24 protein-coding genes and 1 riboswitch are annotated in these 22,637 nt (G+C 43.1%); of the genes, 10 read left to right on the top strand and 14 right to left on the bottom strand.

The window, feature by feature from the left end; translation table 11 throughout:
• Nucleotides 1-33 precede the first annotated feature (33 nt).
• A complete protein-coding gene (gene dsbB / locus OV592_RS12245) occupies nucleotides 34-543 on the bottom strand; it encodes a disulfide bond formation protein DsbB (RefSeq protein ID WP_338621462.1) in 510 nt (169 codons plus the stop codon).
• 51 nt (nucleotides 544-594) lie between these two features.
• A complete protein-coding gene (gene nhaB / locus OV592_RS12240) occupies nucleotides 595-2,166 on the bottom strand; it encodes a Na(+)/H(+) antiporter NhaB (RefSeq protein WP_406608762.1) in 1,572 nt (523 codons plus the stop codon).
• 246 nt (nucleotides 2,167-2,412) lie between these two features.
• On the opposite strand from nhaB, the gene fadR reads away from it, so the two are divergent.
• Nucleotides 2,413-3,129: a fatty acid metabolism transcriptional regulator FadR gene (gene fadR, locus OV592_RS12235; protein WP_016401083.1), complete on the top strand. Its 717-nt coding sequence runs from the start codon at nucleotides 2,413-2,415 to the stop codon at nucleotides 3,127-3,129.
• Between the two features lie 49 nt (nucleotides 3,130-3,178).
• Here fadR and OV592_RS12230 read toward each other — a convergent pair whose 3' ends face one another.
• From OV592_RS12230 to OV592_RS12220, 3 genes are all read right to left on the bottom strand, one after another.
• Complete coding sequence (locus OV592_RS12230) at nucleotides 3,179-3,538, bottom strand: glutaredoxin family protein (protein WP_406608761.1); 360 nt, start codon at nucleotides 3,536-3,538, stop codon at nucleotides 3,179-3,181.
• Between the two features lie 64 nt (nucleotides 3,539-3,602).
• A complete protein-coding gene (locus OV592_RS12225; RefSeq protein ID WP_406608760.1) occupies nucleotides 3,603-4,157 on the bottom strand; it encodes a TMEM165/GDT1 family protein in 555 nt (184 codons plus the stop codon).
• Nucleotides 4,158-4,170: 13 nt separating this feature from the next.
• A riboswitch (yybP-ykoY riboswitch) is annotated at nucleotides 4,171-4,346 on the bottom strand.
• A gap of 33 nt (nucleotides 4,347-4,379) precedes the next feature.
• Nucleotides 4,380-4,712, bottom strand: coding sequence for a translation initiation factor (locus OV592_RS12220; protein ID WP_016401080.1), 333 nt, complete (start codon nucleotides 4,710-4,712; stop codon nucleotides 4,380-4,382).
• Between the two features lie 201 nt (nucleotides 4,713-4,913).
• Here OV592_RS12220 and OV592_RS12215 point away from each other — a divergent pair, with 201 nt between their 5' ends.
• From OV592_RS12215 to OV592_RS12205, 3 genes are read left to right on the top strand one after another with little or no spacing between them, the layout of a single operon-like run.
• Nucleotides 4,914-5,141: a FeoA family protein gene (locus tag OV592_RS12215; RefSeq protein ID WP_152782511.1), complete on the top strand. Its 228-nt coding sequence runs from the start codon at nucleotides 4,914-4,916 to the stop codon at nucleotides 5,139-5,141.
• The gene (feoB, locus tag OV592_RS12210; RefSeq protein ID WP_406608759.1) at nucleotides 5,138-7,396 is read left to right on the top strand and encodes a Fe(2+) transporter permease subunit FeoB; all 2,259 of its coding nucleotides are present in this window, start codon (nucleotides 5,138-5,140) and stop codon (nucleotides 7,394-7,396) included. Before OV592_RS12215 ends, feoB begins: the two co-directional genes overlap by 4 nt.
• On the top strand, nucleotides 7,377-7,619 hold the full coding sequence (locus tag OV592_RS12205; protein WP_016401077.1) for a FeoC-like transcriptional regulator: 243 nt from the start codon (nucleotides 7,377-7,379) through the stop codon (nucleotides 7,617-7,619). Before feoB ends, OV592_RS12205 begins: the two co-directional genes overlap by 20 nt.
• A 136-nt stretch (nucleotides 7,620-7,755) precedes the next feature.
• Here the strand turns inward: OV592_RS12205 and OV592_RS12200 are convergent, their stop codons facing one another.
• The 4 genes from OV592_RS12200 to nagB form a co-directional block, all read right to left on the bottom strand.
• Nucleotides 7,756-9,294 (bottom strand): EAL domain-containing protein, encoded by a 1,539-nt coding sequence (locus OV592_RS12200; protein WP_406608758.1) that lies wholly within the window; start codon nucleotides 9,292-9,294, stop codon nucleotides 7,756-7,758.
• Nucleotides 9,295-9,411: 117 nt separating this feature from the next.
• Entirely contained in the window at nucleotides 9,412-10,629 is a 1,218-nt protein-coding gene (locus tag OV592_RS12195; RefSeq protein ID WP_406608757.1) for an ROK family protein, read from the bottom strand.
• An 8-nt stretch (nucleotides 10,630-10,637) separates the two neighbouring features.
• On the bottom strand, nucleotides 10,638-11,774 hold the full coding sequence (nagA, locus tag OV592_RS12190; RefSeq protein WP_406608756.1) for an N-acetylglucosamine-6-phosphate deacetylase: 1,137 nt from the start codon (nucleotides 11,772-11,774) through the stop codon (nucleotides 10,638-10,640).
• A gap of 9 nt (nucleotides 11,775-11,783) precedes the next feature.
• Nucleotides 11,784-12,581: a glucosamine-6-phosphate deaminase gene (gene nagB / locus OV592_RS12185; RefSeq protein WP_016401073.1), complete on the bottom strand. Its 798-nt coding sequence runs from the start codon at nucleotides 12,579-12,581 to the stop codon at nucleotides 11,784-11,786.
• 284 nt (nucleotides 12,582-12,865) lie between these two features.
• Between nagB and nagE the strand changes: the two genes are divergently transcribed.
• On the top strand, nucleotides 12,866-14,308 hold the full coding sequence (gene nagE / locus OV592_RS12180) for an N-acetylglucosamine-specific PTS transporter subunit IIBC (protein ID WP_338621455.1): 1,443 nt from the start codon (nucleotides 12,866-12,868) through the stop codon (nucleotides 14,306-14,308).
• Between the two features lie 106 nt (nucleotides 14,309-14,414).
• On the opposite strand, the gene OV592_RS12175 is transcribed toward nagE, so the two are convergent.
• On the bottom strand, nucleotides 14,415-14,885 hold the full coding sequence (locus OV592_RS12175) for a CreA family protein (protein ID WP_406608755.1): 471 nt from the start codon (nucleotides 14,883-14,885) through the stop codon (nucleotides 14,415-14,417).
• Between the two features lie 167 nt (nucleotides 14,886-15,052).
• On the opposite strand from OV592_RS12175, the gene OV592_RS12170 reads away from it, so the two are divergent.
• From OV592_RS12170 to OV592_RS12160, 3 genes are all read left to right on the top strand, one after another.
• Nucleotides 15,053-15,448 carry a cupin domain-containing protein gene (locus OV592_RS12170; RefSeq protein ID WP_406608754.1) on the top strand — a complete coding sequence of 132 codons (396 nt, stop codon included), beginning with the start codon at nucleotides 15,053-15,055 and terminating at the stop codon, nucleotides 15,446-15,448.
• Between the two features lie 36 nt (nucleotides 15,449-15,484).
• Nucleotides 15,485-16,291, top strand: coding sequence for a helix-turn-helix transcriptional regulator (locus OV592_RS12165; RefSeq protein ID WP_406608753.1), 807 nt, complete (start codon nucleotides 15,485-15,487; stop codon nucleotides 16,289-16,291).
• Nucleotides 16,292-16,376: 85 nt separating this feature from the next.
• Nucleotides 16,377-16,934: a YbhB/YbcL family Raf kinase inhibitor-like protein gene (locus tag OV592_RS12160; protein ID WP_406608752.1), complete on the top strand. Its 558-nt coding sequence runs from the start codon at nucleotides 16,377-16,379 to the stop codon at nucleotides 16,932-16,934.
• Between the two features lie 67 nt (nucleotides 16,935-17,001).
• Here the strand turns inward: OV592_RS12160 and OV592_RS12155 are convergent, their stop codons facing one another.
• Nucleotides 17,002-17,697: a glutathione S-transferase family protein gene (locus OV592_RS12155; RefSeq protein ID WP_406608751.1), complete on the bottom strand. Its 696-nt coding sequence runs from the start codon at nucleotides 17,695-17,697 to the stop codon at nucleotides 17,002-17,004.
• Nucleotides 17,698-18,007: 310 nt separating this feature from the next.
• Between OV592_RS12155 and OV592_RS12150 the strand changes: the two genes are divergently transcribed.
• Complete coding sequence (locus OV592_RS12150; RefSeq protein ID WP_406608750.1) at nucleotides 18,008-18,598, top strand: hypothetical protein; 591 nt, start codon at nucleotides 18,008-18,010, stop codon at nucleotides 18,596-18,598.
• Nucleotides 18,599-18,672: 74 nt separating this feature from the next.
• Here OV592_RS12150 and rhtB read toward each other — a convergent pair whose 3' ends face one another.
• The 3 genes from rhtB to OV592_RS12135 all read right to left on the bottom strand — a co-directional run bounded on the left by rhtB (nucleotide 18,673) and on the right by OV592_RS12135 (nucleotide 20,844).
• Nucleotides 18,673-19,290, bottom strand: a complete 618-nt coding sequence (rhtB, locus tag OV592_RS12145; protein WP_152782535.1) for a homoserine/homoserine lactone efflux protein — start codon at nucleotides 19,288-19,290, stop codon at nucleotides 18,673-18,675.
• A gap of 85 nt (nucleotides 19,291-19,375) precedes the next feature.
• Nucleotides 19,376-20,575, bottom strand: a complete 1,200-nt coding sequence (locus tag OV592_RS12140) for an NnrS family protein (protein WP_406608749.1) — start codon at nucleotides 20,573-20,575, stop codon at nucleotides 19,376-19,378.
• On the bottom strand, nucleotides 20,575-20,844 hold the full coding sequence (locus OV592_RS12135; RefSeq protein ID WP_406608748.1) for a hypothetical protein: 270 nt from the start codon (nucleotides 20,842-20,844) through the stop codon (nucleotides 20,575-20,577). Before OV592_RS12135 ends, OV592_RS12140 begins: the two co-directional genes overlap by 1 nt.
• A gap of 187 nt (nucleotides 20,845-21,031) precedes the next feature.
• On the opposite strand from OV592_RS12135, the gene norR reads away from it, so the two are divergent.
• Complete coding sequence (gene norR / locus OV592_RS12130; protein WP_406608747.1) at nucleotides 21,032-22,606, top strand: nitric oxide reductase transcriptional regulator NorR; 1,575 nt, start codon at nucleotides 21,032-21,034, stop codon at nucleotides 22,604-22,606.
• Nucleotides 22,607-22,637: the final 31 nt, after the last annotated feature.

Here is a 22,637-nt window from a genome sequence, read left to right as displayed (position 1 = left end):
AAAGCCCGCTTAAAGCGGGCTTTTTAATGTGAGTTATTTTTTGCGCCATTGTAGGCCAAAGAACAACACACCTGCAGCTAAGAACACCGCAAATATCAAGATTAGCCACTGTGGCATAGACCAACCCAAGAACATCCATGAAATTTTGTCACAGAAGCCTGTTGGGTTAAATAACCAAGGTACCCACTTATCTAATGGCGCCCATTCCGGAAAATTTGCGAAGAAGTCACACGTCGCGAATGGGTTAGGATTCATTTGATAATCGGTGTGGGTAATAGCCAGTTGCAAACCCCAGGCTGCGCTTACTATCCACATTCCAAATGCTGTTAAGCGAATGATGAGATTTTGTGGGGCTATCCATCCAATGAGACCCGCGAACATTAAACCAAACATGGCTACACGCTCATAAATACACATAACGCAAGGGTCGAGCTTCATTACGTGTTGGAAGAATAGGGCACACAATTCTAGTGATAAGCTACCAATAAAAAGCAGAAACCAAGGTTTACGTTGGTACGGCATGCTGCTTAAAAAGTTGAGCATAATCAGAAACTCCGATAAAAAAAGGCGATGCAAGCATCGCCGTTTTTATTTTTAATGTCCAGCAGAAACCGCCGATGCCGCTCCTGCAACGTGATGGCTGATCCAGCCCATATCGTAGAAGTATTGAGTAGCAGGAATAAGCGCATATTCCACACACAACAAACCCACACCAGCAAGTACAAAGGTGTAAGGCAGCGCCATCCAAACCATACGGCCGTATGATAAGCGTAATAATGGTGCTAACGACGACGTAAGTAAGAATAAGAAGGCCGCTTGACCGTTTGGTGTTGCGACTGAAGGCAAGTTAGTACCGGTGTTAATCGCTACCGCTAACATGTCGAACTGATCTCGGGTGATTTGTCCTTCCAACCAAGCTGTTTTCACTTCGTTGATGTAAACCGTGCCCACAAATACATTGTCACTGACCATCGATAGCAAGCCGTTTGCTATATAGAAAGCAACTAGTTGGCCTTCGTTTTCAATCGACAATACCCAGTGAATCACTGGCTTAAATAGTTCTAAGTCAATAATTACTGCAACAATAGAGAAGAACACCGCTAACAAGGCAGTAAATGGCAGGGCCTCTTCAAAGGCTTTGCCTAGCTGATGCTCTTCGGTAATGCCAGTAAATGAAGTAGCCAGAATAATTACCGATAAACCAATTAAGCCAACAGCGGCTAAGTGCAGTGCTAGACCAATGATTAACCATACAGCAATAACTGCTTGAACAATTAGCTTAGCGCGGTCACGGTTGGTTCGTTTTTGATCTTCGTGTTTATCGTAGTCAGTAAGAATTTGGCGAACATTTACTGGTAGCTGGCTACCGTAGCCAAACTTGCCAATTTTTTCTAACGCAAAACAAGTAATTAAACCACATACTAAAACAGGTAGAGATACCGGTGCCATTCTCAGGAAGAACTCGAAGAACTGCCAGCTAGACTGGTCTGCAATGATCAGGTTTTGCGGTTCACCTACCATGGTACATACGCCACCTAATGCGGTACCTACACCCGCATGCATCATTAAGCTACGTAAGAATGCGCGAAAGCCTTCTAAGTCATCACTGCTTAAATCATCGCCAGTGTGGTCATGTTTTTGGTGAAAATCTTTGCCAGATGCCACTTTGTGGTAAATGCTGTAGAAGCCAATTGCTACACTAATGACTACAGCAATTACGGTTAAGGCATCTAAGAAGGCTGATAAAAAGGCGCCGGCTGCACAAAAGGCTAAAGACAAAATGGCTTTGTTTTTAATTTTGATAAGCATCTTGGTGAAAACAAACAACAGTAGTTGTTTCATGAAGAAAATACCGGCCACCATGAAGATCAATAGCAACACTACTTCGAAGTTGGCGACTAATTCATGTTTAACGGTTTCAGAGGATGTCATGCCTATTGCTACTGCTTCTATGGCAAGCAAGCCGCCCGGCTGAAGCGGGTAACATTTTAACGCCATCGCAAGAGTAAAAATAAATTCGATAACTAGTAACCAACCTGCAGCAAATGGGTTGATATAGAAAACGATGGGGTTAATTATTAGAAATAAAACAATGGCTTTTTTATACCACAAAGGTGCATTGCCAAGAAAATTCTTAGCAAAAGCACTAGAAAGACTAGTATTCATCCTGAAATCTCATTGTTGTTCAAATGGCAGGTCGAGTTTCCCCTACGAAAACTCGTGCGCGATTGTATGTGATCTCACGCGGCTTTGGTAGTTGAACAACCGAAAATATCAAATTTATTCAAGTGTCGATAAAAATAGTCAATAGATTTTCAAATTTGGAGGTTTGAGCTCAAACCACTTGCTTTAGCTTTAGTTAATGGTTTGTTATTATCGATACAATAAAAACGAAAATAGACTGAGTAAATAATGGTAATTAAAGCAAAAAGTCCAGCGGGATTCGCAGAACAATACATCATTGAATCTATCTGGAATAACCGTTTTGCTCCTGGCACAATTTTACCCGCCGAAAGAGAATTATCTGAGTTAATAGGTGTAACCCGCACCACCTTACGTGAAGTGCTTCAGCGCTTAGCGCGAGATGGATGGTTAACTATTCAGCACGGCAAACCCACTAAGGTGAACAACTTTTGGGAAACCGCAGGGCTTAATATTTTGGAAACTTTAGCCCGTTTAGATACCGATGGTGTGCCAGAGTTGTTTGAGCAACTGCTATCAGCAAGAACCAACATTAGTGTGATTTTTATTCGTGGTGCCCTGAAAAACAACCCAGAGAAAAGTCGCCAACTTATCGAGCAATACAAACAACTTGAACAAACCGGCGAAGCTTACGCTGAGTTTGATTATCAAGTGTTACATGGCTTGTCTTTTGCGTCGGGTAATCCTTTATACGCGCTTATCTTAAATGGCTTTAGAGGCATGTATCAAAGCGTAGGTAAATACTACTTTGACGACCCTCAAGCACGCACCTTAGTTGATAATTTCTATCAAGAGCTCATCACCTTGGCCGATAGCGGCGAACACGATAAAGCGCTGCAGGTAGTGCGTAGTTACGGTATTGCTACTAGTGAAGTGTGGAAACGCCTGCGTGAAACCATGCCAAGTGATATTATGGAAGCAGACTAAGTTTTAGCTGCTAATAGTAAAAAGCTCCGCATTGCGGAGCTTTTGGGTTTTAAGCTACCTTGGCTTCTAAGTAGTTTATGATGTCGTTAGACTCGTATAACCATTCTACTTGGTCGCCATTTTCAATGCGTAGACAAGGCACTTTTCTTGAACCGCCTTGGGCTACCAACTCTTCAAGATATTCTGGCTGCGCCTTAATATCGCGTAAGCCAATACTTAAACCATTACGTTTCATCGAGCGACGTACTTTTACGCAAAATGGGCAAGCCGGCAGCTGATAAAGGTGTAAACCTTGGGTTTTTTGATCAATTACAGCCTGCTCCTCAGCACTTCTTTTTACGCCCTTAGGGGAAAATACTGCGTTAAGTAACAATATAATGCGGCCTAAAATCCAACGAACTAGTTTCATTATTACAACCTTGCTAACAATTTGCGGCTGAGTTTAACACAATCAGTGCTCAGCAAAAGCCTAACTAAAACACCAATGTAGTAATGCCCAGCACCAAAAACAAAATAGCAGTAATACGATGAATTAGAGTCATAGGCAATTTCTCTACGCCAAGCTTACCCAGCAGCACTACTGGCACGTTGGCTAAGCACATTCCTATGGTAGTGCCGGTAATTACCATAAACATCGAGTCATACTTGGCTGCTAAAATCACAGTCGCAACCTGGGTTTTGTCGCCAATCTCGGCAATAAAAAACAAGATGAGCGAGGCCAAAAAGGGGCCGTATTTGAGTAGTTTCTTATCGTCTTCATCTATTTTATCTGGCACTAATACCCAAAGCGCCATGGCAATAAATGATAAGCCAACTAGCCAACGTAAAATCTCAGGGTTTAGCCATTGCTGCACTAACGAGCCAAACCAAGCTGCGGCTGCATGGTTAAGTAGAGTTGCGATAATAATACCGGCAATAATTGGCAGAGGTTTTTTGAATTTGCAGGCGAGCAGAAGAGCAAGCAGTTGAGTTTTATCGCCTATCTCGGCAATGGCTACGGCAGTAATTGAAGTGAATAAAGCTTCCATTGGATTTCTTGTATGAGGCGAGCAGATAAACCAATGCACACAACGCTGCTCACCTCTTTATGGCGTTAATGTGCATTTGGTCTTGCTAGGCCAATAAAGGCTGCATTTACCATAGTGATGAGCACTAAGTATGTTGATAAATGCCCCATACCTTATTGATATGAGCAGCTACTCCCCAAAAGCGCGCTGAATATACCCAAAAGCCCCACTAAAGGCAATGGTTTAGCCACCGATGCGTTTAGTTTTATAATCTTTCTGCTTAAGCCAAACCTCTAGCTTGTCGCGTTGGTCACCTTGGATCTCGATAACGTAATCTTTTACGCTGCCACCTACGCCGCAATGTTTTTTCATGTCTTTACATAAGGTTTTTAATTCTGCTTCGGCTAAACCAAAGCCAGTTAAGCAGGTAACCCCTTTGCCTTTTCTGCCTTTAGTCTCTCTACGCAGCTTAATAGTACCGTCTGTTTCAGGTACTTGTTCGGCTTGCTGCTCTGGCTCAATGCGGCCTTGGTCTGTTGAGTAAACCAGTTGCGAAAGTTGGTCTTTGAATGACATCTTCAATCTACCTTATACGTAAGTTGTGCTGATGGTAGCGTATTTATTCAGACGGTTTCAAAAAATAGCGATAAATATTTCTCACAAAAATACAAAGCTATCTATCAGCGTTTGATTTAGATCAACACGGAACAGTGACGTGTGTCGCACAATGAAATCAAATGAAAATCATTATTATTTAGACTTAGGTATGGAGGTTCCATGTCATTGGATGAAATAGCCACTGGTCAAAAGGCGCAAATATTGAGCTTAAATGGCTTACCGCGAGCAATGCGCAAAAAGCTTATGTCGTTGGGTATTTTACCCAATACGACCTTAACCATTGTAAGGCGCGCTCCACTTGGGGATCCTATCCAAGTATCTGCACCTGGAATCAACCTTGCGCTAAGTAATGGCCAAGCAAAAGCGATTGAGGTGGATAGTCTATGAACAAACATATTATAGCCACCGTAGGTAATCCTAATAGCGGTAAAAGTACCTTGTTTAACGCTTTAACCGGCAGTAAACAAAAAGTAGGTAACTTTAGCGGGATAACTGTAGACAAAAAGTCTGGCTGGATCCGCCAAGCCGACTGGCAAGCAGAAGTCGTAGACTTACCCGGTGTATACAATATTGATCCGCAGCTTGATAAAAGCTCATTAGATGAACGGATTGCTTGTGAGTTTTTGCAGTCTGAGCCTCTCGACCTAGTGATTAATGTGATTGATGCCAGTGCGGTGGAACGTAGCCTATATTTAAGCATTCAGCTTAAAGAGCTTGGCCTGCCAGTGGTGTTGGTGCTAAATAAAATGGACACAGCTAAAGCCAAGCTACTTAATATTAAGGTGAAGCAGTTTAGCGAGCAGTTTAATTTGCCTGTGGTGTGCTTGTCAGCCACCTCTAAAAAGCAAGTGAATGACTTTAAGCGCAACTTGCCTAAATTAATGGAGCAAGCCCAGCAAGCTCCGGCTTTAAGCTTGGAATACCCATCGGAAATTGAAGCCTTTACCACCGAGTGGCAGCAAAAGCTTGGCTTAAACAAAGGGCAAGTTCTGCGCTTAATTGAGCATGATCCATGGTTAACCGAGCAACTAGACCCTGATTTACAGCTAGGTGTGGGCCAAGCGCTGGGTCAATTTACAACAACTGACGTTGATTTAGAGCTGGCTGACAGCCGCTATAGCTTTATCTACCAACTTACCCAAAGCTGTATCAGTAAAAAAGGCCAGCTAAGCCGCGATTATTCTGAGCTACTGGACAAAGTATTGCTTAACCGTTGGGTAGGTATTCCGGCCTTTTTAGGTGTTATGTACCTAATGTTCATGTTTGCCATTAACGGTGGTGCGGTGTTTATCGATTTTTTCGATATTACAGCGGGTACTATTTTTGTTGATGGCGTGAGCGAACTGTTAGCCAGTGTTGGTGCGCCAGAATGGGCGAGCATTGTATTGGCGAGCGGAGTAGGGGCGGGCATACAAACCGTTGCAACCTTTATTCCTGTAATTGCTTGTTTGTATCTGTTTTTAGCCTTGCTAGAAAGCTCAGGTTACTTAGCGCGCGCTGCGTTTGTTGTAGACCGCGCTATGCAAGTTATCGGCTTACCTGGTAAAGCATTTGTGCCAATGCTAATGGGCTTTGGTTGTACCGTGCCGGCCATTATGGCTACTCGAGTACTAGAAAAACACCGTGAACGGGTGCTTACCTCAGCAATGAGCCCGTTTATGTCTTGTGGTGCACGTTTACCCGTATATGCCTTGTTTGTTGCAGCGTTTTTCCCCGAGCAAGGGCAGAACATGGTGTTTGCTTTGTATATTGTGGGCATTATCGCTGCGATTATTACCGGTTTGCTGCTTAAGTACACTCTGCTACCTGGCACAGCTCAAGACTCTGTATTAGAGCTGCCAGACTATCAGTTCCCAACAGTGTTTGGGGTACTATTGCTTACTTGGCAAAAAGTGCGAGGCTTTATTGTTGGCGCCGGTAAAACCATTGTTTTAGTGGTAGCGATATTAAGTGTTCTTAATCACGTTGGTACCGGCGGTGAGTTGGATGCTGAAGGTCAAGAGCACTCGATATTATCCCGCGCTAGTCAGTTTGTTACGCCGGTATTTGGCCCCATGGGCATCGAGCAAGATAACTGGCCAGCCACTGTAGGAATTGTAACCGGCCTGTTTGCTAAAGAAGCGGTAATTGGCACCTTAAACAGTCTATATGCAGATCCCGAAGAAGAGGCTGAAGCATGGACTTACTTAGGCCGTTTCCAAGAAGCCGGTCAAAGCATTGTCGATAACTTTAACGACCTTAATTATGGCGATCCGCTGGGTATCGCTATTGAAGAAGCTGAAGATGTAGCTAGCGCTGCTGAAATCAATGAAGTAGATCTAGGCACTATGTCACAGTTGTCTCAACACTTTAGTCAAGCTTCAGCTGTATCGTTTATGTTGTTTATTTTGTTGTACATGCCTTGTGCAGCGGCAATGGGCGCTTTGGTAAAAGAGCTTGGACTAAAATGGGCAAGATTGATTGGCGTATGGTCGACCTTGTTAGCTTATTGCACCGCAACTATTTATTACCAAGCGGCAACATGGCAACAAACACCCATTTCAGGCAGTGTATTGTTATTGGCAATGGTTATTGTTTTAAGCGTTTGGGTACTGTTCTTAAAGCGTCAAAAGGCTGAGCACTATGATACTACAAGCGCTTAAAAGCTATATTGAAGAGAACCCCGGTGTGTTGTTAAACCAAGTCGCTAAGCATTTTTCGCTTAGCGATGACGCCGCGCTAGCTATGCTACAGCCGTGGGTTAAGCGCCATAAGTTGCGAGTTGTTAAACTCGGCTCATGTAATAAAGGCTGTGGTTGTAGCGCTAGTGAAGAGCAGTGGCAGCTTTACTGGCAAAATGACAATAGCATTGGCGTAACCTGCTAAATCTATACTTAAACTTAGATGAAAAAAGGACAACAGTAAGTTGTCCTTTTTTTGTGGTTTTGTGGCTATTTTAATTGCTCCACCAAAGCCACTAAGTTGAAGTTATCTATCTTAGCCGGCTATATAGGTTAAGTGCTTATTCTGGCTTGTTGGTGCGTTGATAAGCTTCGACAAACTGCTTCACTGGCATTGGTTTGCCAAACATCCAGCCTTGACCATATTCAACACCTAAATCTTCTAACACTTTGCTCTGCATAATATTTTCTATGCCTTCGGCAATTACTTTTAAGTCAGACTTATGAGCAATATCTACCATGTGTGGCACTAGCGAAGAGCGGATAGATCCGGCTTCTAAATCAAATACAAAGCTTTTGTCTATTTTTAAGAATTGGCAGCGAAAGTTTTTTAGTTGAGCAAGGTTAGAGTAGCCGGTACCAAAGTCGTCAATGGCAACTTCAAAACCTTGTTTAATGACTTGGTTTATATTTTGGTTTGCTACCAAGCTGTCTAGTTGCAAGTCTTCGGTTATCTCTAAGGTTATGTTGCCTGCGAAGTCTTTTACCTCTTGTAAGTTTTTTAACTCGTTGATGTTGTTGTTTTCAACGTCGTTAGGGAAAATATTAAAGCTAATTTTGCAATCGCTTTGGATTACACCGCTGGCTTGTAGGTCCTTTAGCGCATTTTTCATCACCAATAAAGTAAACGGCCACGTGAGTTTTAAGGCGCGAATTTCACCAATAAATTGGTCAGGATAAAGCTCGCCGAGCGGGTCCTTAAAGCGCGCCAATACCTCACCGCCAATCACTCGTTTGGTTTTTAAGTCCACCAAAGGTTGAATTTGGTAATAAAAATGCTTTTTACGTAAACCTCGACGAAGTCGAGCGTTGGTGCTGCTGTGACGCTTGAATAGTGTTTCGGAGCAGATGCTTGCTAAAATCCCAAAGGCAAGGCTGAACATTAACGAGAAGAATAAAAACCAAGTTTTGTTTTTAATAAGCGTGTAATTGTAAAGGCTTAGGGCGATACAAAAATCATAGTTTTCACTACAGCTGTGAAAATAGTGATAGTTGTCGGTGACTTCCTCATAAACCAAGGTGTCGGTGTCTTTATATATACCTTGGGTGCCGGTGAGGTGAATGGCATTTTCTCTCCTGTTCGACACTAACTCCCATTGATTATCACCATATTCGAGCGGCGCAAAGGTGCTGTTATCGATCACAACATTAAAGTCGCCCCTGCGAATCACTACTCCAGAGTGCAGATAATCAAATATGATGAGCTGTGTATTAAGCCAAATATCAAAGCCTAAGGAGGTAGAAAAAGACGGAGGATCTAAAGCTACTGGCTCTTCGAGCAAGCCGCCAACACTAGTACAAAGAAGGTGATCGTCTTCTAGTAAACCCACATCGCGAATATAACTACTTAAGTATACTGTTTGGCGCATCTTAGTGAGGGAAGCTTCACTACAATCATTTATATCTAGTTTTTCAAGGTCGTCTAAAGCTTGAAGGGAATCATAAATAACTGTTTGAGTGAGGGAAATGGTATTGTGGGCGTAGCGGCGTTGGCTTTCACTAATATCTGCTGAAAGCAGCATTAAGGCAATGTAAACCATCAGAGCGCAGGTGAAAAATCCGCTGCTGATTACAACGGTTCGAGGTGAGAATATCCGCATTAACCAATCCTTTTGCATAGACCTCACAAGTAAAGCATAAAAACATCAATCATTCCTATGCTTTACAGTGTTTTAAGTTCCATTTTCTAGATTAGTTGTAGGGCTATATTTGAATGCTTATTCCGGCTTTTGATTGATTAAGCGAATTAACAGGCTGCCGTCGAGTAGGGCACGCTTCACTAGTGCTAGGCCACCAATGGTCGGATTGTTTTGAAAGTGCGCCGCTTGCACTGGCAAGGCATCAGCAAAAGAGCTTAAGGCTTGATGCTGAATGCATTGCTTGATGGTGGGTAATAAAATGTCTTCAGCGGCCATTATTTCACCCGCTAAAACAATTTTTTGTGGGTGAAACAGGTTAATGGCAATCGCAATGCTGCTACCCAATACAGTGGCAACTCGTTGCAGTACTTGTCGGCATAACATGTCGCCTTGTTTAGCCGCAAAACATACGTCTTCAATGGTAAAGCCGGCTTCCAGAATACTTGGGCTACCTTGCTCAATTAGCGCTTGCAAACGAGCGACAATGGCGGTGTTCGATACAATGGTTTCCAGGCAACCAACATTACCACACTGGCATTTCTGACCTAATGGATCGACTTGAATATGACCAATTTCGCCAACATCGCGGTGTTGGCTCATAAACACCTGACCATTAACAATGATGCCAGCGCTAGTACCGCTGTGCACGGTAATCAGTATCGAGTCTAAACAGTCTTTGGTTGCGCCAAAGTAATGTTCTGCTAAAGCCATCGCGCGAGTATCGTTACCGATATAAGCGGGTAAACCAAAACGGCTCTCTATCATTTCACCTAATGGGCAATCGCGTAGTTGGTAATGTGGGGTATAAACCACAATGCCTTCACCGGGATTAACTAAGCCTGACAAGGTTACGGCTACCGCAATAAGCTGTTTTTGTTCGCTAACATGCTGTTCAATAAAGCTGGCAATTTTGTCGAGTAACTCGTTGGTTAACGGATCTTGCTCAAGTTCGCTTACTGAAAGTTTGTCGTGGGCATGAGAGACACCGCTTAAATCAAACAGTGAAATATCTAAAGCTCCGCGACCCAATCGTACCGAGATAAAGTAATAACTGCCTTGCTCTGCCATTAAAGAAATAGCGCGACGCCCCCCGGTGGAGGCTTGTTGGGCAACTTCTTTAATTAAGCCTGTTGCTAGCAGTTGGCGGGTAATTTTTGTCACACTGGCCGGAGCTAGTTGGCTCTGCTCCGCAATTTTCACCCGCGAGATTGGTCCTTGTTGGTCAATCATGCCATATACTGCAGCAGTATTTACCTGCTTAACTTTATCTACATTTACGATTAATTTGTCATTCATCTTTTTGGTTAAAACTGAGTCAATTGGCCATCGCTAATTGCAAGGGTGACATTAAAGTCTTGATCAAATGCGGTTAAGTTTGCGGCGTAACCTGCCTTGATTCTGCCTAAGTCGTGATCCCTGTTAATTGCGGTTGCTGGGTACAAAGAAGCCATTCTTAAACTGTCTCGAAGAGATAAACCTACTGATTGTACGCAGTTTTTTACTGCTTCAATCATGGTTAAAGCAGAACCGCCGAGTGTACCATCATCACCAAAGCAAATCCCATCTTGAACTGTGATCTTACGTCCAACAAAATCAAAGCTGCTTATATCTGCGCCAGCTGCAGCGGTTGCGTCACTAACTAAACATAGCTTGTGGCGCAATAATCGTTTTGCGATGCGCACATTGGCGTTTGACACATGGTGGCCATCTACGATGATTCCTGCGTAGAGGTTGTGGTCAAATATAGCGCCAAGTACACCTGGCTCTCGCCCGGTCATTGGGCTCATGGCATTAAACAGGTGAGTAGCAAAGCCAGCCCCGGCATTAATGGCGTCGCTTGCTTGCTGGTAGTTAGCGTTGGTATGGCCTAAAGAGACCAATATGCCTGCTTCTTTTAGCGCGGAGATGCTAGCTAGCTCAACCTGCTCAGGCGCAAGGGTGACCTTTCTAACCGCGTCATGATTGTCGAGCAAAAAGCGTAATCGTTGTTGGTTAAGTTGGCGGATCAGCTTTTCGCTATGAATGCCTTTTTTATCAACACTTAAGTAGGGGCCTTCTAGGTGAAGACCTAAGTTAACTGTGCCGCTATTTTTGCTGTGTTCTCTAGAAACGGTAACCGCTTGCTCCATTTCCTCATCATTGGTGGTGATAAGGGTAGGCATGAAGTTAGTCGCACCACTTTTTAAATTAGTTTGATGCATACGCTCTAAGTTGGTGCTAGAGAAGTCGCCATTAAGCATTACTCCGCCACAACCGTTTAGCTGTAGGTCGATAAAACCTGGGCAGAGTACCGAGCCATTTAAGTCTATGCTGCTAATTTGTGGCGATACTTGTTGGTTAGGCACCACTGAACTGATTTTGTTGTTATCAACAAGCACCGAATAGCCGTTTAGCAATTCACAACCATCAAACACTAGTGCATTGGTTAGGGCGTACATCATTGGCTTATCCTAAATATTCTTGATGTTTTCGGCTTCCAGCTCATGAAAGTAACGTACTGTTTTTACTTTCAATTCCATAGTGGAAGGTTGGTCACATACTATCATCGCTTTAGGATGAAGTTGTAGGGCAGAAATAGTCCAAAGGTGGTTTACGCTGCCTTCTACCGCGGCTTCTAGCGCTTGGGCTTTGTTGTGTCCGGTCACCAATATAAGAATTTCTTCTGAATCAAGTAGGGTTCCCACTCCTACCGTAAGCGCTAGTTTTGGCACTTGCTCTAAGCTGTCGAAGAAGCGTGAATTTACCATACGGGTATCTTCGGTAAGGGTTTTAACCCGCGTTCGTGAGGCCAAAGACGATGCCGGTTCGTTAAAAGCGATATGCCCGTCAACACCTACGCCACCCATAAACAAGTTTATTTTTCCGTATTGTTTAATTTTGGCTTCGTATCTGGCGCATTCTGCTTCTAAGTCTTCGGCGTTACCGTCGAGCAAGTTAATGTTCTCTGCTGGTATGTCTATCTGCGAGAAGAAGTTGTTGTGCATGAAGCTGTAGTAGCTTTCTGGATGGTCACTAGGGATCCCAACATATTCATCCATATTAAACGTTACAACGTGCTCAAAACTTAGTTCACCCTGTTTATGCAGCTCTATTAAGTGTTGATAAGTAGCTAGCGGTGTACCTCCAGTAGGGCAACCTAATACAAATGGGCGCTCAGCCGTAGGCTTATAGGACTTAATTTTCTCCGCGATATAAAGGGCGGACCATCTTCCCACTTGGTTTTTGTCGAGTAATGGTATTAATCTCATGATCGTTCTCCACTAAATTTAGGCTTAGTTTAGCAATATAATTCTCTTTGAAAAATAAGTTTTCGATATTTTGTGATAAACAGCCTGTTTTAGTCTCTGTTGTTCGTGCCTGTGTCACATTTTAGGGGTTCTTTATTTGCGTGTGAATTTTTATTATTTACACTGCGAATTAAGTTCTTGGCGGATCATTAATCAACGAAATAATCAATGATGCACCAAGCTCGAATAGGCAAACGCTACTGGAAAATTGAACTTGGTTATTAATAACCATAACGAGGGATACTATGTTTAGCTATTTACAAAAAATTGGTCGAGCCTTAATGGTGCCCGTTGCTGTGCTACCAGCAGCAGCCATTTTAATGGGAATAGGTTATTGGATTGATCCGAACGGCTGGGGCGGTAATAGCGCGCTGGCTGCATTTTTGATTAAATCTGGCGCTGCTATTATCGACAACATGTCGGTACTGTTTGCTATTGGTATTGCCTATGGTATGTCACGTGACAAAGACGGTGCTGCTGCGCTAGCCGGTTTTGTTGGCTACATGGTAATAACCACTTTGCTTTCTCCGGGAGCCGTAGAGCAAATTGGCTTGGTAACGCTAAATGACGCAAGCACACTGGCGTTTTCTAAAATCGAAAACCAATTTGTAGGTATTATCAGCGGTATTATGGCGGCCGAACTGTATAACCGTTTTTATCAAGTTGAGCTGCATAAAGCGTTGTCCTTCTTCAGTGGTAAGCGTTTAGTTCCTATTCTTACCTCGGTAGCCGGTATTGTGGTGGCCTTTGTATTAATGTACCTGTGGCCGTTAATTTTTGGTGGCCTAGTTACTTTTGGTGAGAGTATTACCGGTATGGGCTCGGTAGGCGCGGGTATCTACGGCTTCTTTAACCGCTTACTCATTCCAATTGGCCTTCACCATGCACTAAATGCTGTGTTCTGGTTCGATATGGCCGGCATTAACGATTTAGGCAAGTTCTTGAGTGTTGCTTCTGATGCTGTGCCTGGAGAAACAGGCCGTTACATGGCGGGCTTCTTCCCGATTATGATGTTTGGATTACCAGGGGCGGCGCTAGCTATCTATCACACCGCTAAAGCTGAGAACAAAACTAAAGTTGCATCAATTATGATTGCCGCTGCTACAGCTTCGTTCTTCACCGGTGTAACAGAGCCGCTCGAGTTTGCCTTTATGTTTGTAGCTCCAGTGCTTTACGTTGTACACGCGTTACTCACTGGTATCTCGGTATTTATTGCTGCGTCTATGCAATGGATGGCGGGCTTTGGCTTTAGTGCGGGTTTGGTTGATATGGTGTTGTCATCACGCAATCCGCTTGCTACCAACTGGTACATGCTGATTCCACAAGGCTTAGTGTTCTTCGCAGTTTACTACTTTGTTTTCAAAACTATGATCATCAAAATGAACCTGAAAACGCCTGGGCGTGAAGATGCCACTGAAGAGGAAGCTAGCTTAAGCGTAGGTGGTTCGCACAGCGATACAGCAGATTTAGTACTAACCATGTTAGGTGGTACCGACAATGTAGTGCTAGTTGATAACTGCGCAACGCGTCTTCGCTTAGAAGTGAAAGACAGTGACCAAGTAAATGTAAATGAACTTAAAAAACATGTACCTGGCGTTATTATTCCAAGTAAAACGGCGGTACAAGTGGTGATCGGTCCACACGTAGAATTTGTTGCCAATGAGCTGAAGTTATTGGCGGCCAAATAAAAGAGCAAGGAAAAAGCAGTCGTCCTTAACTGCTATTGTGGTGATAGTGTTTGGCCCTCATTAGAGGGCCTTTTTTGTTACTGTTTTATATTGATTTTGATATTGGTTACTGAGTTATAGCAGCAGGTTCGGCATAGGCTTTGGTTCCCCATAGAGGTACTGTAGACAAGCTATGTTTGTAACTGCCTGATGTTTCTTTGGTTGAGTAAGACAAATACATTAGGGTTTGTGATTCTTCATCAAAAATTCGGCGTATTTTGAGTGATTTAAACAAAATGCTTTTCGACTTTTTAAACACCACTTCACCAGATTTGCTTTTATCAATGTTAGCTAACATCGCTGGGGTGATTTCGCCAGTTTGGCGACAGGATATGGACATATCGCTAGGGTCTGCAAAGTCTAGATCGGCTTCTATATTAGCGATGTGACAGGTCACTCCGTCGATTAACGGATCCTTCAATACACTGATTTTAATGTCTTTGGTGGTAAGTAAGCCTAAAGATACATCGGCGACTTCATTGCTATCACAAGCAGTGAGTAGGGCGCAGGCCAGAATGGTACTAAGGATCTTTTTCATAAAATCACTTCTTTAATTTATGTCTCGTTACAGTATCTTAGTACGCTACTAAGCTTGGACGCATTTAGCAAATAACGTTAATTGCTATTAACTTACAGTAGCTGCACATTTCATGATGTTATGCACTTTCTAGCGAAGTGAGATTTGGCAGCTTTCAAGGAATAATTATGTCTATAAAGGTGGTCACCTTGTCGGAAGCATTTAAACAACTTCGTTTTGCAAGTGATCGTCGCCCGGAATCTACAGCACAAGACTTAGCTGGCGCATTTTGTGAGTTATCTGCATATCGCAATGGTGGCATCTACATTGGCCATTATGCTGGCAATAGCGAATGGGAGCGACATTCAGAAGGTGATGAAATTGTTCAAATTATCGAAGGCTCTACCTCGCTTATTTTGTTACAGGAAGAGGGAGAACAGCGTATCGCGCTAAGTGCTGGGCAGTTAGCGGTGGTTCCGCAAAATCAATGGCACCGTTTTGAAACACCCGAAGCGGTAAAAGTAATGACGGTAACGCCTCAACCAACCGATCACCAAGTAACTAAGCCAACCTTCAGCCAATAAGCTTGCTTGCGAGTTAATTAAACAAGGATGCCAGCAATGGATAAGCTGCTTTTTAGTATTAGAAAAGCGATGAAACAATCGAGTGATTTGCCTTTTTCGGTTTACTCCTCGGTGTTAGAACAGCAATTGCACAATGTACCTATTAGCAAACCCTTGTTGATTGTGGTGTTAAGCGGAGACAAGCAACTTGGGGGCGACAATAAAATTAACTGTCCGGCCGACCATTTTATTTTTCTGTCGGACAGCCCAGCCATAAACATGCGAAATATTCCGAAGGCTAAGTTGTATTTCGCTTTGTTAATTGAGTTTGATTACCAAGATTTTGAAGAATTGCCCATTGGAGAGCAGCCGGATAAAGACTACTTTGCAGACAAAATACCAGTCCCATTAAGGCAAAGTTTACAACAGTTTGTTGAATGCAGTAGTTGGGCAAATCAGCAGATATTGTCTTTAAGGAAGCGAGAAATATTGACCTTACTTTATCACCTTGGTTATCAACAAGTGGCTATGATGCGAAGCAAAAACAAAGTATCGCATCGGCTGCACGAGTTGTTTACACAAAGTGGTTTTAAAGATCTATCAACCACAGCCATTTGTGAAAAGCTGGCGATGAGCGAATCTACATTGCGCCGTAAGCTCAAGCTTGAAGGTAGCAGTGTACAAGCAATTAAAGATCGTTCTCGTATGAGCTTGGCTCTGCATTTATTACAAACCAGTGTCGAGCCGATAGGTTTGATAGCAGAGCAGTGTGGGTACCACTCGCAATCTCGATTTACCGACAAATTTAAAGCACACTTCGGCCTAACCCCTCGAGAATTAAGAAAAACCCGAATGAACGAATAAGGCGATAACTTGACGGTTTTTGCGCTAATTATGTAATTAGGTAAGTTCTATGATGACTCCTCATTATTTGTTTAAGGGATTTATTATGAGAGCGTTATCTGCCGCAACTGTTTTCTTTTCACTAATCGGGTGCAACATAGCTATGGCTGAGAGTCTAAGCTTGTCGAGTAATGACGTTAGCCATGGAGAGCTAATGAGCAAGCAGCACGAGTTTGTTGGGTTTGGTTGTTCTGGGGGGAATATGTCACCGCAGCTTTCCTGGAAAAATCCACCTAAAGGCACCAAAAGCTTTGCCATTACTGCCTATGATCCAGATGCACCTACCGGAAGTGGCTGGTGGCATTGGCAGGTAGTTAATATCCCCTTAAGTACCCGTTCCTTGGCAAGTAATGCCGGTAGCGTCGAATCAGAGATACTACCGAGTGGTAGCCGTCAGATTGAGAATGACTATGGTGTTGAGGCATTTGGCGGAGCTTGCCCTCCCAAAGGACATGGTATTCATCGCTACCGATTTACCTTGCATGCCTTATCGGTTGAAAAATTAGATTTACCAGCAAGAGCATCGGGGGCTTTGGCCGGGTATATGATTAATGCCAATACCTTAGAGTCGAGCACCATTGAAGCTTTATACCAGCGTGAATAATCGAGTTTGTTTGCTGCACTGTTGCTCTTAGCGATGAACCTAAGAGCAACGATTAATGCGACCCTCACTAACTGGCGGTAAGATCCACAGCTTCCTCCTTAACTTTGCTTTTGCTATAGCCAGCTAGATAAGTATTAGTAAGATAAAAGTTGCTAAATTGCTCTTCAAAATCTTGCGCAACACTAGCCACAGCAATGCCTGTAGCTAACAAGTTGAGTTGCCAAGCTTGGACTTTGGGTAAGCCTTCCAATAAGTCGAAGCCTGTTTTTCGTTTGATAATGTCTGCGCGGTGCAGCAGCGGTAGCCAAGCGATATCAACTTTACTTACATGGTTAGACTTAAAGAACACCGTTGTTCCAGACAGCTTTTCTTCTACTTTGGTAAAGGCTTTAAATAATTTCTCACTGCGCTCTTCAAAGGTGGATTTGTCTTTGCTGCTCATTGTGCCGCACTGGGTTAAATAGTGCTTTGAGCCTAAGTAACTCCATGCTCGATCCATGGCTCGCTGCTCGTTAGTAACATTAGCTTCTACGGAACCAAATTCATCTTCAATGTATTCGATAATGGCGTCTGACTCAAATAATGCAATATTGTTCTCTGTCACTAGAATGGGAACTTGCCCATTAGGTGAAATATCTAAAAACCACTGCGGTTTGTCTTTCAAACTAATGTATTCCATCTCGTAAGCTATGTTTTTAGTTTCTAAAGCAGCAGTGACGCGCTGAACAAATGGGCAGATTTTAACGCTAACAATTTTAATCATGATGTTCTCATCGTATTGGTGAATTACTTATAAGACGAACCAGATGAGAAAAGACGAAATTTATTCGCTATCTATTTAGGTACACCAAAAGACTAGTTTTAAACTGATGCCAGCCATTGCTGATTTTCGCTTCGAATCAACGCTTAAGAACTATAAACGAGCCATCTGCTTAACATAGGGTAAGTTTAAACCTTAATAAAATTAGGGGTTTATCTCCTATGTGAGTTTGAAATAACGACTTGCTCAACAGTCTTTTTAGTTTAGTATATCGGGCTGAAATGGAAGTCGTACCCTGTTAAATGGACCTTATATGCTGAATAGAATGAAATATACGCTACTCGTTTTTGCTGCTGTGCTTGGATTAACGCAGCAAGCCCATGCTGGGTTTATTGTTTATACCGATCGAGCTGCATTTGAAAATGCTGCTGGTGCAGAGTTAGCCTTTGAAGGATTCAATGATCCAGCTTTGCTGAACGAAGACTTAACGATTAGTGCGAACCGTTATAGAAGCACTAGTAGTTTAGTTAGTGAGGGCGCAAAAGCCCTTAGTATTTTTGAATCAAATACTTTCACCATTGATTTTGAACACGATGTGTTTGCACTTGGCTTTGATTTGAACGAACTTAACTCATCTCATTTGGATTATTTGGATAGTGCAGGCCACATAATCGATGAAGCGCTAAAGATTACCGATGTGTGGTATGAAAGTACCTTTTTCGGCTTGATTAGTGATACAGCGTTAAGATCCTTTTCATTGGTTGGATCAGGGAGTAGTTCAGCGGTTTACGGTTTTGACGCGCTTTCTTATACCGCAGCAACACCGGTACCGGCTCCGCCTACCTGGCCATTAATGTTGGTTGGTTTAAGTTTGGTGTTGTTACGTTGTTATAAACGTACTTAATTGATTGCTTCTCTCGCTTAGAATAAAAAAAGACGCTTCATAGCGTCTTTTTTATTGTTTGGCGTACATACTAACTAGCGTTCTACGCGAGCCAGCGCAATGCCCATCATTACAAACAGCGAGCCAAATACACGATTTTGCAAGGCTACAAACTTCGCCTTTCCTAACCAAGGCTTTACCGCTGAAGCCAAGGTGGCATAACTAAACATCACGGCGCAATCAATCATTACCACTGTAAGCCCTAAAAGCAGGTACTGACCGGTCATATCTTGGGTTGGATTAACAAACTGCGGTAAAAATGCAGCAAGAAAAATAATTGATTTTGGGTTCATTAAGTTAACGATAAACCCTTGTTTGATAAGTTGTGAGCTGGATTTAACGGCTACATCTTTTCCAGTTAGTGCTACAGATTTCTCAAAGAATTTACTAATGCCTAAATAAAGAAGGTAGGCTGCGCCTAGATACTTTACTACGGTGAACGCTATCGCTGAAGACGCTAACAGTGCGCCTAAACCAATAGACACAATAAGTAGATGAGTAACCAAAGCGAGTTGTAAGCCAGCTATGTTTTTACATGCCTGTTTAAAACCACCACTTAATGAATGGCTAATAGTGGCTACTGTGCCAGCTCCTGGTGAAATACTAAATACAATACAAGCGGCTACAAAGGTGAGCCATACACTGAGCAACATGGGGAAATCCTTGTGAAGAAGCCCTTAAACATTGCTGCAATATCGCAGAATAGCCTAAGGGCGTCTAGAGCTTGCCGAAAAATGTTTAGCTTTGGCGTTTAGAAGACAATATTGGCAAATATACCGCCAAGAAAATCAAACTCGTGATTAACCAAAGTCCAGCACTTAAATTCCAAGCTAACAAAGCATCAGCAAGGGGTAAAAAAGTGCGTATTAAAGTAGCCGCTACTAAGAGGATAAACGCAATGCTAATAATCGGCTTGATGATCAATGTTCTGCCGGTATGGCCAAGCGATACACGGCTCATCATGGCAAAAATCATTAAGCCAATGGCTCCAATGGTAATGATATGCAGCGCATTGCTAAAGCTTAGTGAAGTAAGGTAATAGCTCGCGCCAAGAGCAATTAACCCCAAGGCCATAAGCAAATACGATATGTGTAGTGACCATAACAGCGGCACTTTTAGGGTGTTAATACTGCGCCAGTAAGCTAAGCGTAATAAGTGAAACAGCCCAAGTAACATTAAACTTAGTGGTACAAGTTGATAGGTATTCACAAAGTAGCTAGTAATAAAAGCCGCAGTGGTTGCAATTGCTAATGGACCTACCAAGCGACTGATCCATGCTGGGCATTCGATGGGTGCAGTTTGCGCGCCGCGAACGGTAAAGAAGGGAATAACTCTGCCGCCCACTAAAGCCATCATAATAGTAAACAATAAAACCATGGCTCGGCTTAAATGCAGCGCCAGGCCGCTGTTTGCTGTTAAATCACTGCCTAATATGACCAAGTTGACTAAACCCATTACCGAAAGCAGTGCAATAAATATGTAGTTACGTCGATTTTGCGCAGCAAATACCAGCTTACTATAGATGATTACAACAGCGAGCCACCATAGACCTTGTAAGATGGTAGCCAGTACCGCACTTTCGGCAGTGTTTATGTAAAAGGCAATTCGAGTTAAACACCAAAGTGCTACTAAAGCAGCCAGCGATTTTCCTTTAATGCTGGGCTGGCCGGTCCAGGTTTGTACTGCAGTAAGAATGAAGCCAACTGCTACGGTAGTGCCAAAGCCAATTAGCATTTCATGAGCATGCCACACATGTGGACTTAACCCACTATGGCCAATTAGCATGTGGCCGTTTAGTAATAATATCCAAAACGCCAAGCTAAGTGCCGAACTAAAGGCTGCTAGCAAGAAGAAAGGGCGAAAGGCTAATTCGAATATCGGATGTTGATGCCAATGTTGTGCAGTATCTTTTGTATCTGGCTCAGCAATTTTAATCACTATATAACCTCTTGACCGAGTTCGTTAAATCCTACGCAGCGTAACACGTAACCCACTTTTAATACGCCAGCAAATACAATGGTAGATATGTGTGCAGCAATTTGCATTGGAATAGAAAAAGCCTGTGCTAAGGGGTAGGAAATGATAATGGATGAAATGATCACAAGCAGTGAGACTAGCATTAACCAGTTTCCACCCACTATGCAACGCATGTATTGGCGAAAAGCACTTGGTTTGTTTGAATCTACGAATAAAGGAAAGTGTTTCATGGAATTCTCCTGATACTAGCTATTTGATATTCATTTCTCGTTTACATAAGTACATGGCAATCTTCATACCAACTATTTAAAGCCGCTAAGACCAGTGAATTCGCCGACTCTTGAAATGGTGGTGTCATAATGACTAGTGGATATTCGTTGTCATTTTGACTACTATGGGTATAAATGAGGAGTTGTAATGTCAGATATATCTTCAAAAGCCTTAATCGAGTTAGCTTTAGACTTAGCGCAAAATCTTAGTAGTAAAGATCGCTTTGACCGGTTACTGGATACCGTGCGAAAGACCATTGCTTGTGATGCAGTGGCTTTGCTTGCAGTAAGAGGTGAGCAACTTACTCCTCTTACGCTGCAAGGGCTTAGCCGAGATACCTTAGGTAGGCGCTTTTATCTGTCGGAACATCCGCGCTTTCAACAAATTTGTGCTTCCAGCATGCCGGTGCGTTTTCCGGCTAATTGTGAGTTACCCGATCCCTATGATGGCTTGTTGATCGACCGAGAAGGGGATTTGCCTGTTCATGCTTGTATGGGTTTACCCTTGTATTTTGATCAAAGCTTAATTGGCGTACTTACCTTAGATAGCTTTACTCCGGAAGTATTTGATGACATTCCCAATAGAACACTTGAGGTAATTTCCGCCATGGCGGCAGCTAGCCTTAATACAGGCTTAACCTTAGACCTACTGGAACAGCAGGCTCATCATTCGCAACAAGTATTGGAAGAACTAAATCAAGCAGCTTGGCATCACAACAGTGATGAAATTGTCGGTGAAAGTCCGGTGATGAAGCGCCTCAAACAGGAAATTGCCTTGGTGGCACCATCAGATTTTACTATCTTGATCCAAGGGGAAACCGGTGTGGGTAAGGAGCTAGTTGCCCGCTCTTTGCACCTTCAATCGTCTCGTTATAAAGCGCCAATAGTGCATGTGAACTGTGCGGCTTTACCTGACAATTTGATTGAAAGTGAGCTATTTGGTCATGTTAAAGGCGCCTTTACTGGCGCTGATAAAAACCGCGCTGGTAAATTTAGCATTGCTGATGGCGGCACTATTTTTCTCGACGAAATAGGTGAGTTGCCTTTGGCTGCCCAAAGTAAGCTATTACGGGTATTGCAAAACCAAGAGGTGCAGGCGCTTGGGCAAGACAAAATTCAAAAAGTAGATGTACGGGTGATTGCTGCCACTAACCGCGATTTAGCTAAGGAAGTTGAGCAAGGGCGGTTTCGCGCCGATTTGTATCATCGCTTATCGGTCTACCCTGTGTTGGTTCCACCTTTAAGAGAGAGAGTGGGGGATGTTCAATTATTAGCAGGCTTTTTTGTGGAGCTGGTTAAACGCAAGTTGGGGATTCCACAAATAAAACTTCAAAGTGATTTGGTGGCTTATCTAAATGCCTACGATTGGCCTGGCAATGTTCGGGAATTAGAGCATCTAATTAGCCGCGTAGCGCTAAAAGCGCGAGCTCACCAAAGTAGTAAAGCTATTGTACGAATTAGCGTTGCTGATTGTGGTGAGCTTAAATCAGCTGATATTGTAGAATCTTCCTCGTATCAATCGACTGCACCCACAAGCATTGCTGCTGGCTTTAACTTACGCCAAGCAACAGACGCGTATCAAAAAAGCTTGGTAGCAGCGAGTTTAGAAAAACACCAAGGAAGCTGGTCTGCGGCAGCTAAAGAGCTAGGGGTTGATAGAGCTAATCTTAGCCGCTTGGCAAAACGTTTGGGTTTAAGTGTGGACAAAGTGGTTAAACGCTAAACTATAGGTTGCTTGTGTACGTAGTTACTGA

Origin of the sequence: Agarivorans sp. JK6, from assembly GCF_045277145.1 — a bacterium.
Taxonomy (GTDB): Bacteria; Pseudomonadota; Gammaproteobacteria; order Enterobacterales; family Celerinatantimonadaceae; genus Agarivorans; species Agarivorans albus.
This window is presented reverse-complemented; position numbering and strand designations above follow the sequence as displayed.

Coding starts and splice junctions, on each gene's coding strand:
- OV592_RS12205 (WP_016401077.1), top strand. CDS start 7,377: ATGATACTACAAGCGCTTAAAAGCTATATTGAAGAGAACCCCGGTGTG.
- OV592_RS12195 (WP_406608757.1), bottom strand. CDS start 10,629: ATGAATGACAAATTAATCGTAAATGTAGATAAAGTTAAGCAGGTAAAT.
- OV592_RS12230 (WP_406608761.1), bottom strand. CDS start 3,538: ATGAAACTAGTTCGTTGGATTTTAGGCCGCATTATATTGTTACTTAAC.
- OV592_RS12175 (WP_406608755.1), bottom strand. CDS start 14,885: ATGAAAAAGATCCTTAGTACCATTCTGGCCTGCGCCCTACTCACTGCT.
- OV592_RS12165 (WP_406608753.1), top strand. CDS start 15,485: ATGGATAAGCTGCTTTTTAGTATTAGAAAAGCGATGAAACAATCGAGT.
- norR (WP_406608747.1), top strand. CDS start 21,032: ATGTCAGATATATCTTCAAAAGCCTTAATCGAGTTAGCTTTAGACTTA.
- nhaB (WP_406608762.1), bottom strand. CDS start 2,166: ATGAATACTAGTCTTTCTAGTGCTTTTGCTAAGAATTTTCTTGGCAAT.
- nagB (WP_016401073.1), bottom strand. CDS start 12,581: ATGAGATTAATACCATTACTCGACAAAAACCAAGTGGGAAGATGGTCC.
- nagE (WP_338621455.1), top strand. CDS start 12,866: ATGTTTAGCTATTTACAAAAAATTGGTCGAGCCTTAATGGTGCCCGTT.
- OV592_RS12220 (WP_016401080.1), bottom strand. CDS start 4,712: ATGTCATTCAAAGACCAACTTTCGCAACTGGTTTACTCAACAGACCAA.
- nagA (WP_406608756.1), bottom strand. CDS start 11,774: ATGATGTACGCCCTAACCAATGCACTAGTGTTTGATGGTTGTGAATTG.
- OV592_RS12135 (WP_406608748.1), bottom strand. CDS start 20,844: ATGAAACACTTTCCTTTATTCGTAGATTCAAACAAACCAAGTGCTTTT.
- OV592_RS12155 (WP_406608751.1), bottom strand. CDS start 17,697: ATGATTAAAATTGTTAGCGTTAAAATCTGCCCATTTGTTCAGCGCGTC.
- OV592_RS12225 (WP_406608760.1), bottom strand. CDS start 4,157: ATGGAAGCTTTATTCACTTCAATTACTGCCGTAGCCATTGCCGAGATA.
- OV592_RS12215 (WP_152782511.1), top strand. CDS start 4,914: ATGTCATTGGATGAAATAGCCACTGGTCAAAAGGCGCAAATATTGAGC.
- feoB (WP_406608759.1), top strand. CDS start 5,138: ATGAACAAACATATTATAGCCACCGTAGGTAATCCTAATAGCGGTAAA.
- OV592_RS12170 (WP_406608754.1), top strand. CDS start 15,053: ATGTCTATAAAGGTGGTCACCTTGTCGGAAGCATTTAAACAACTTCGT.
- OV592_RS12200 (WP_406608758.1), bottom strand. CDS start 9,294: ATGCGGATATTCTCACCTCGAACCGTTGTAATCAGCAGCGGATTTTTC.
- fadR (WP_016401083.1), top strand. CDS start 2,413: ATGGTAATTAAAGCAAAAAGTCCAGCGGGATTCGCAGAACAATACATC.
- OV592_RS12160 (WP_406608752.1), top strand. CDS start 16,377: ATGAGAGCGTTATCTGCCGCAACTGTTTTCTTTTCACTAATCGGGTGC.
- OV592_RS12150 (WP_406608750.1), top strand. CDS start 18,008: ATGCTGAATAGAATGAAATATACGCTACTCGTTTTTGCTGCTGTGCTT.
- rhtB (WP_152782535.1), bottom strand. CDS start 19,290: ATGTTGCTCAGTGTATGGCTCACCTTTGTAGCCGCTTGTATTGTATTT.
- dsbB (WP_338621462.1), bottom strand. CDS start 543: ATGCTCAACTTTTTAAGCAGCATGCCGTACCAACGTAAACCTTGGTTT.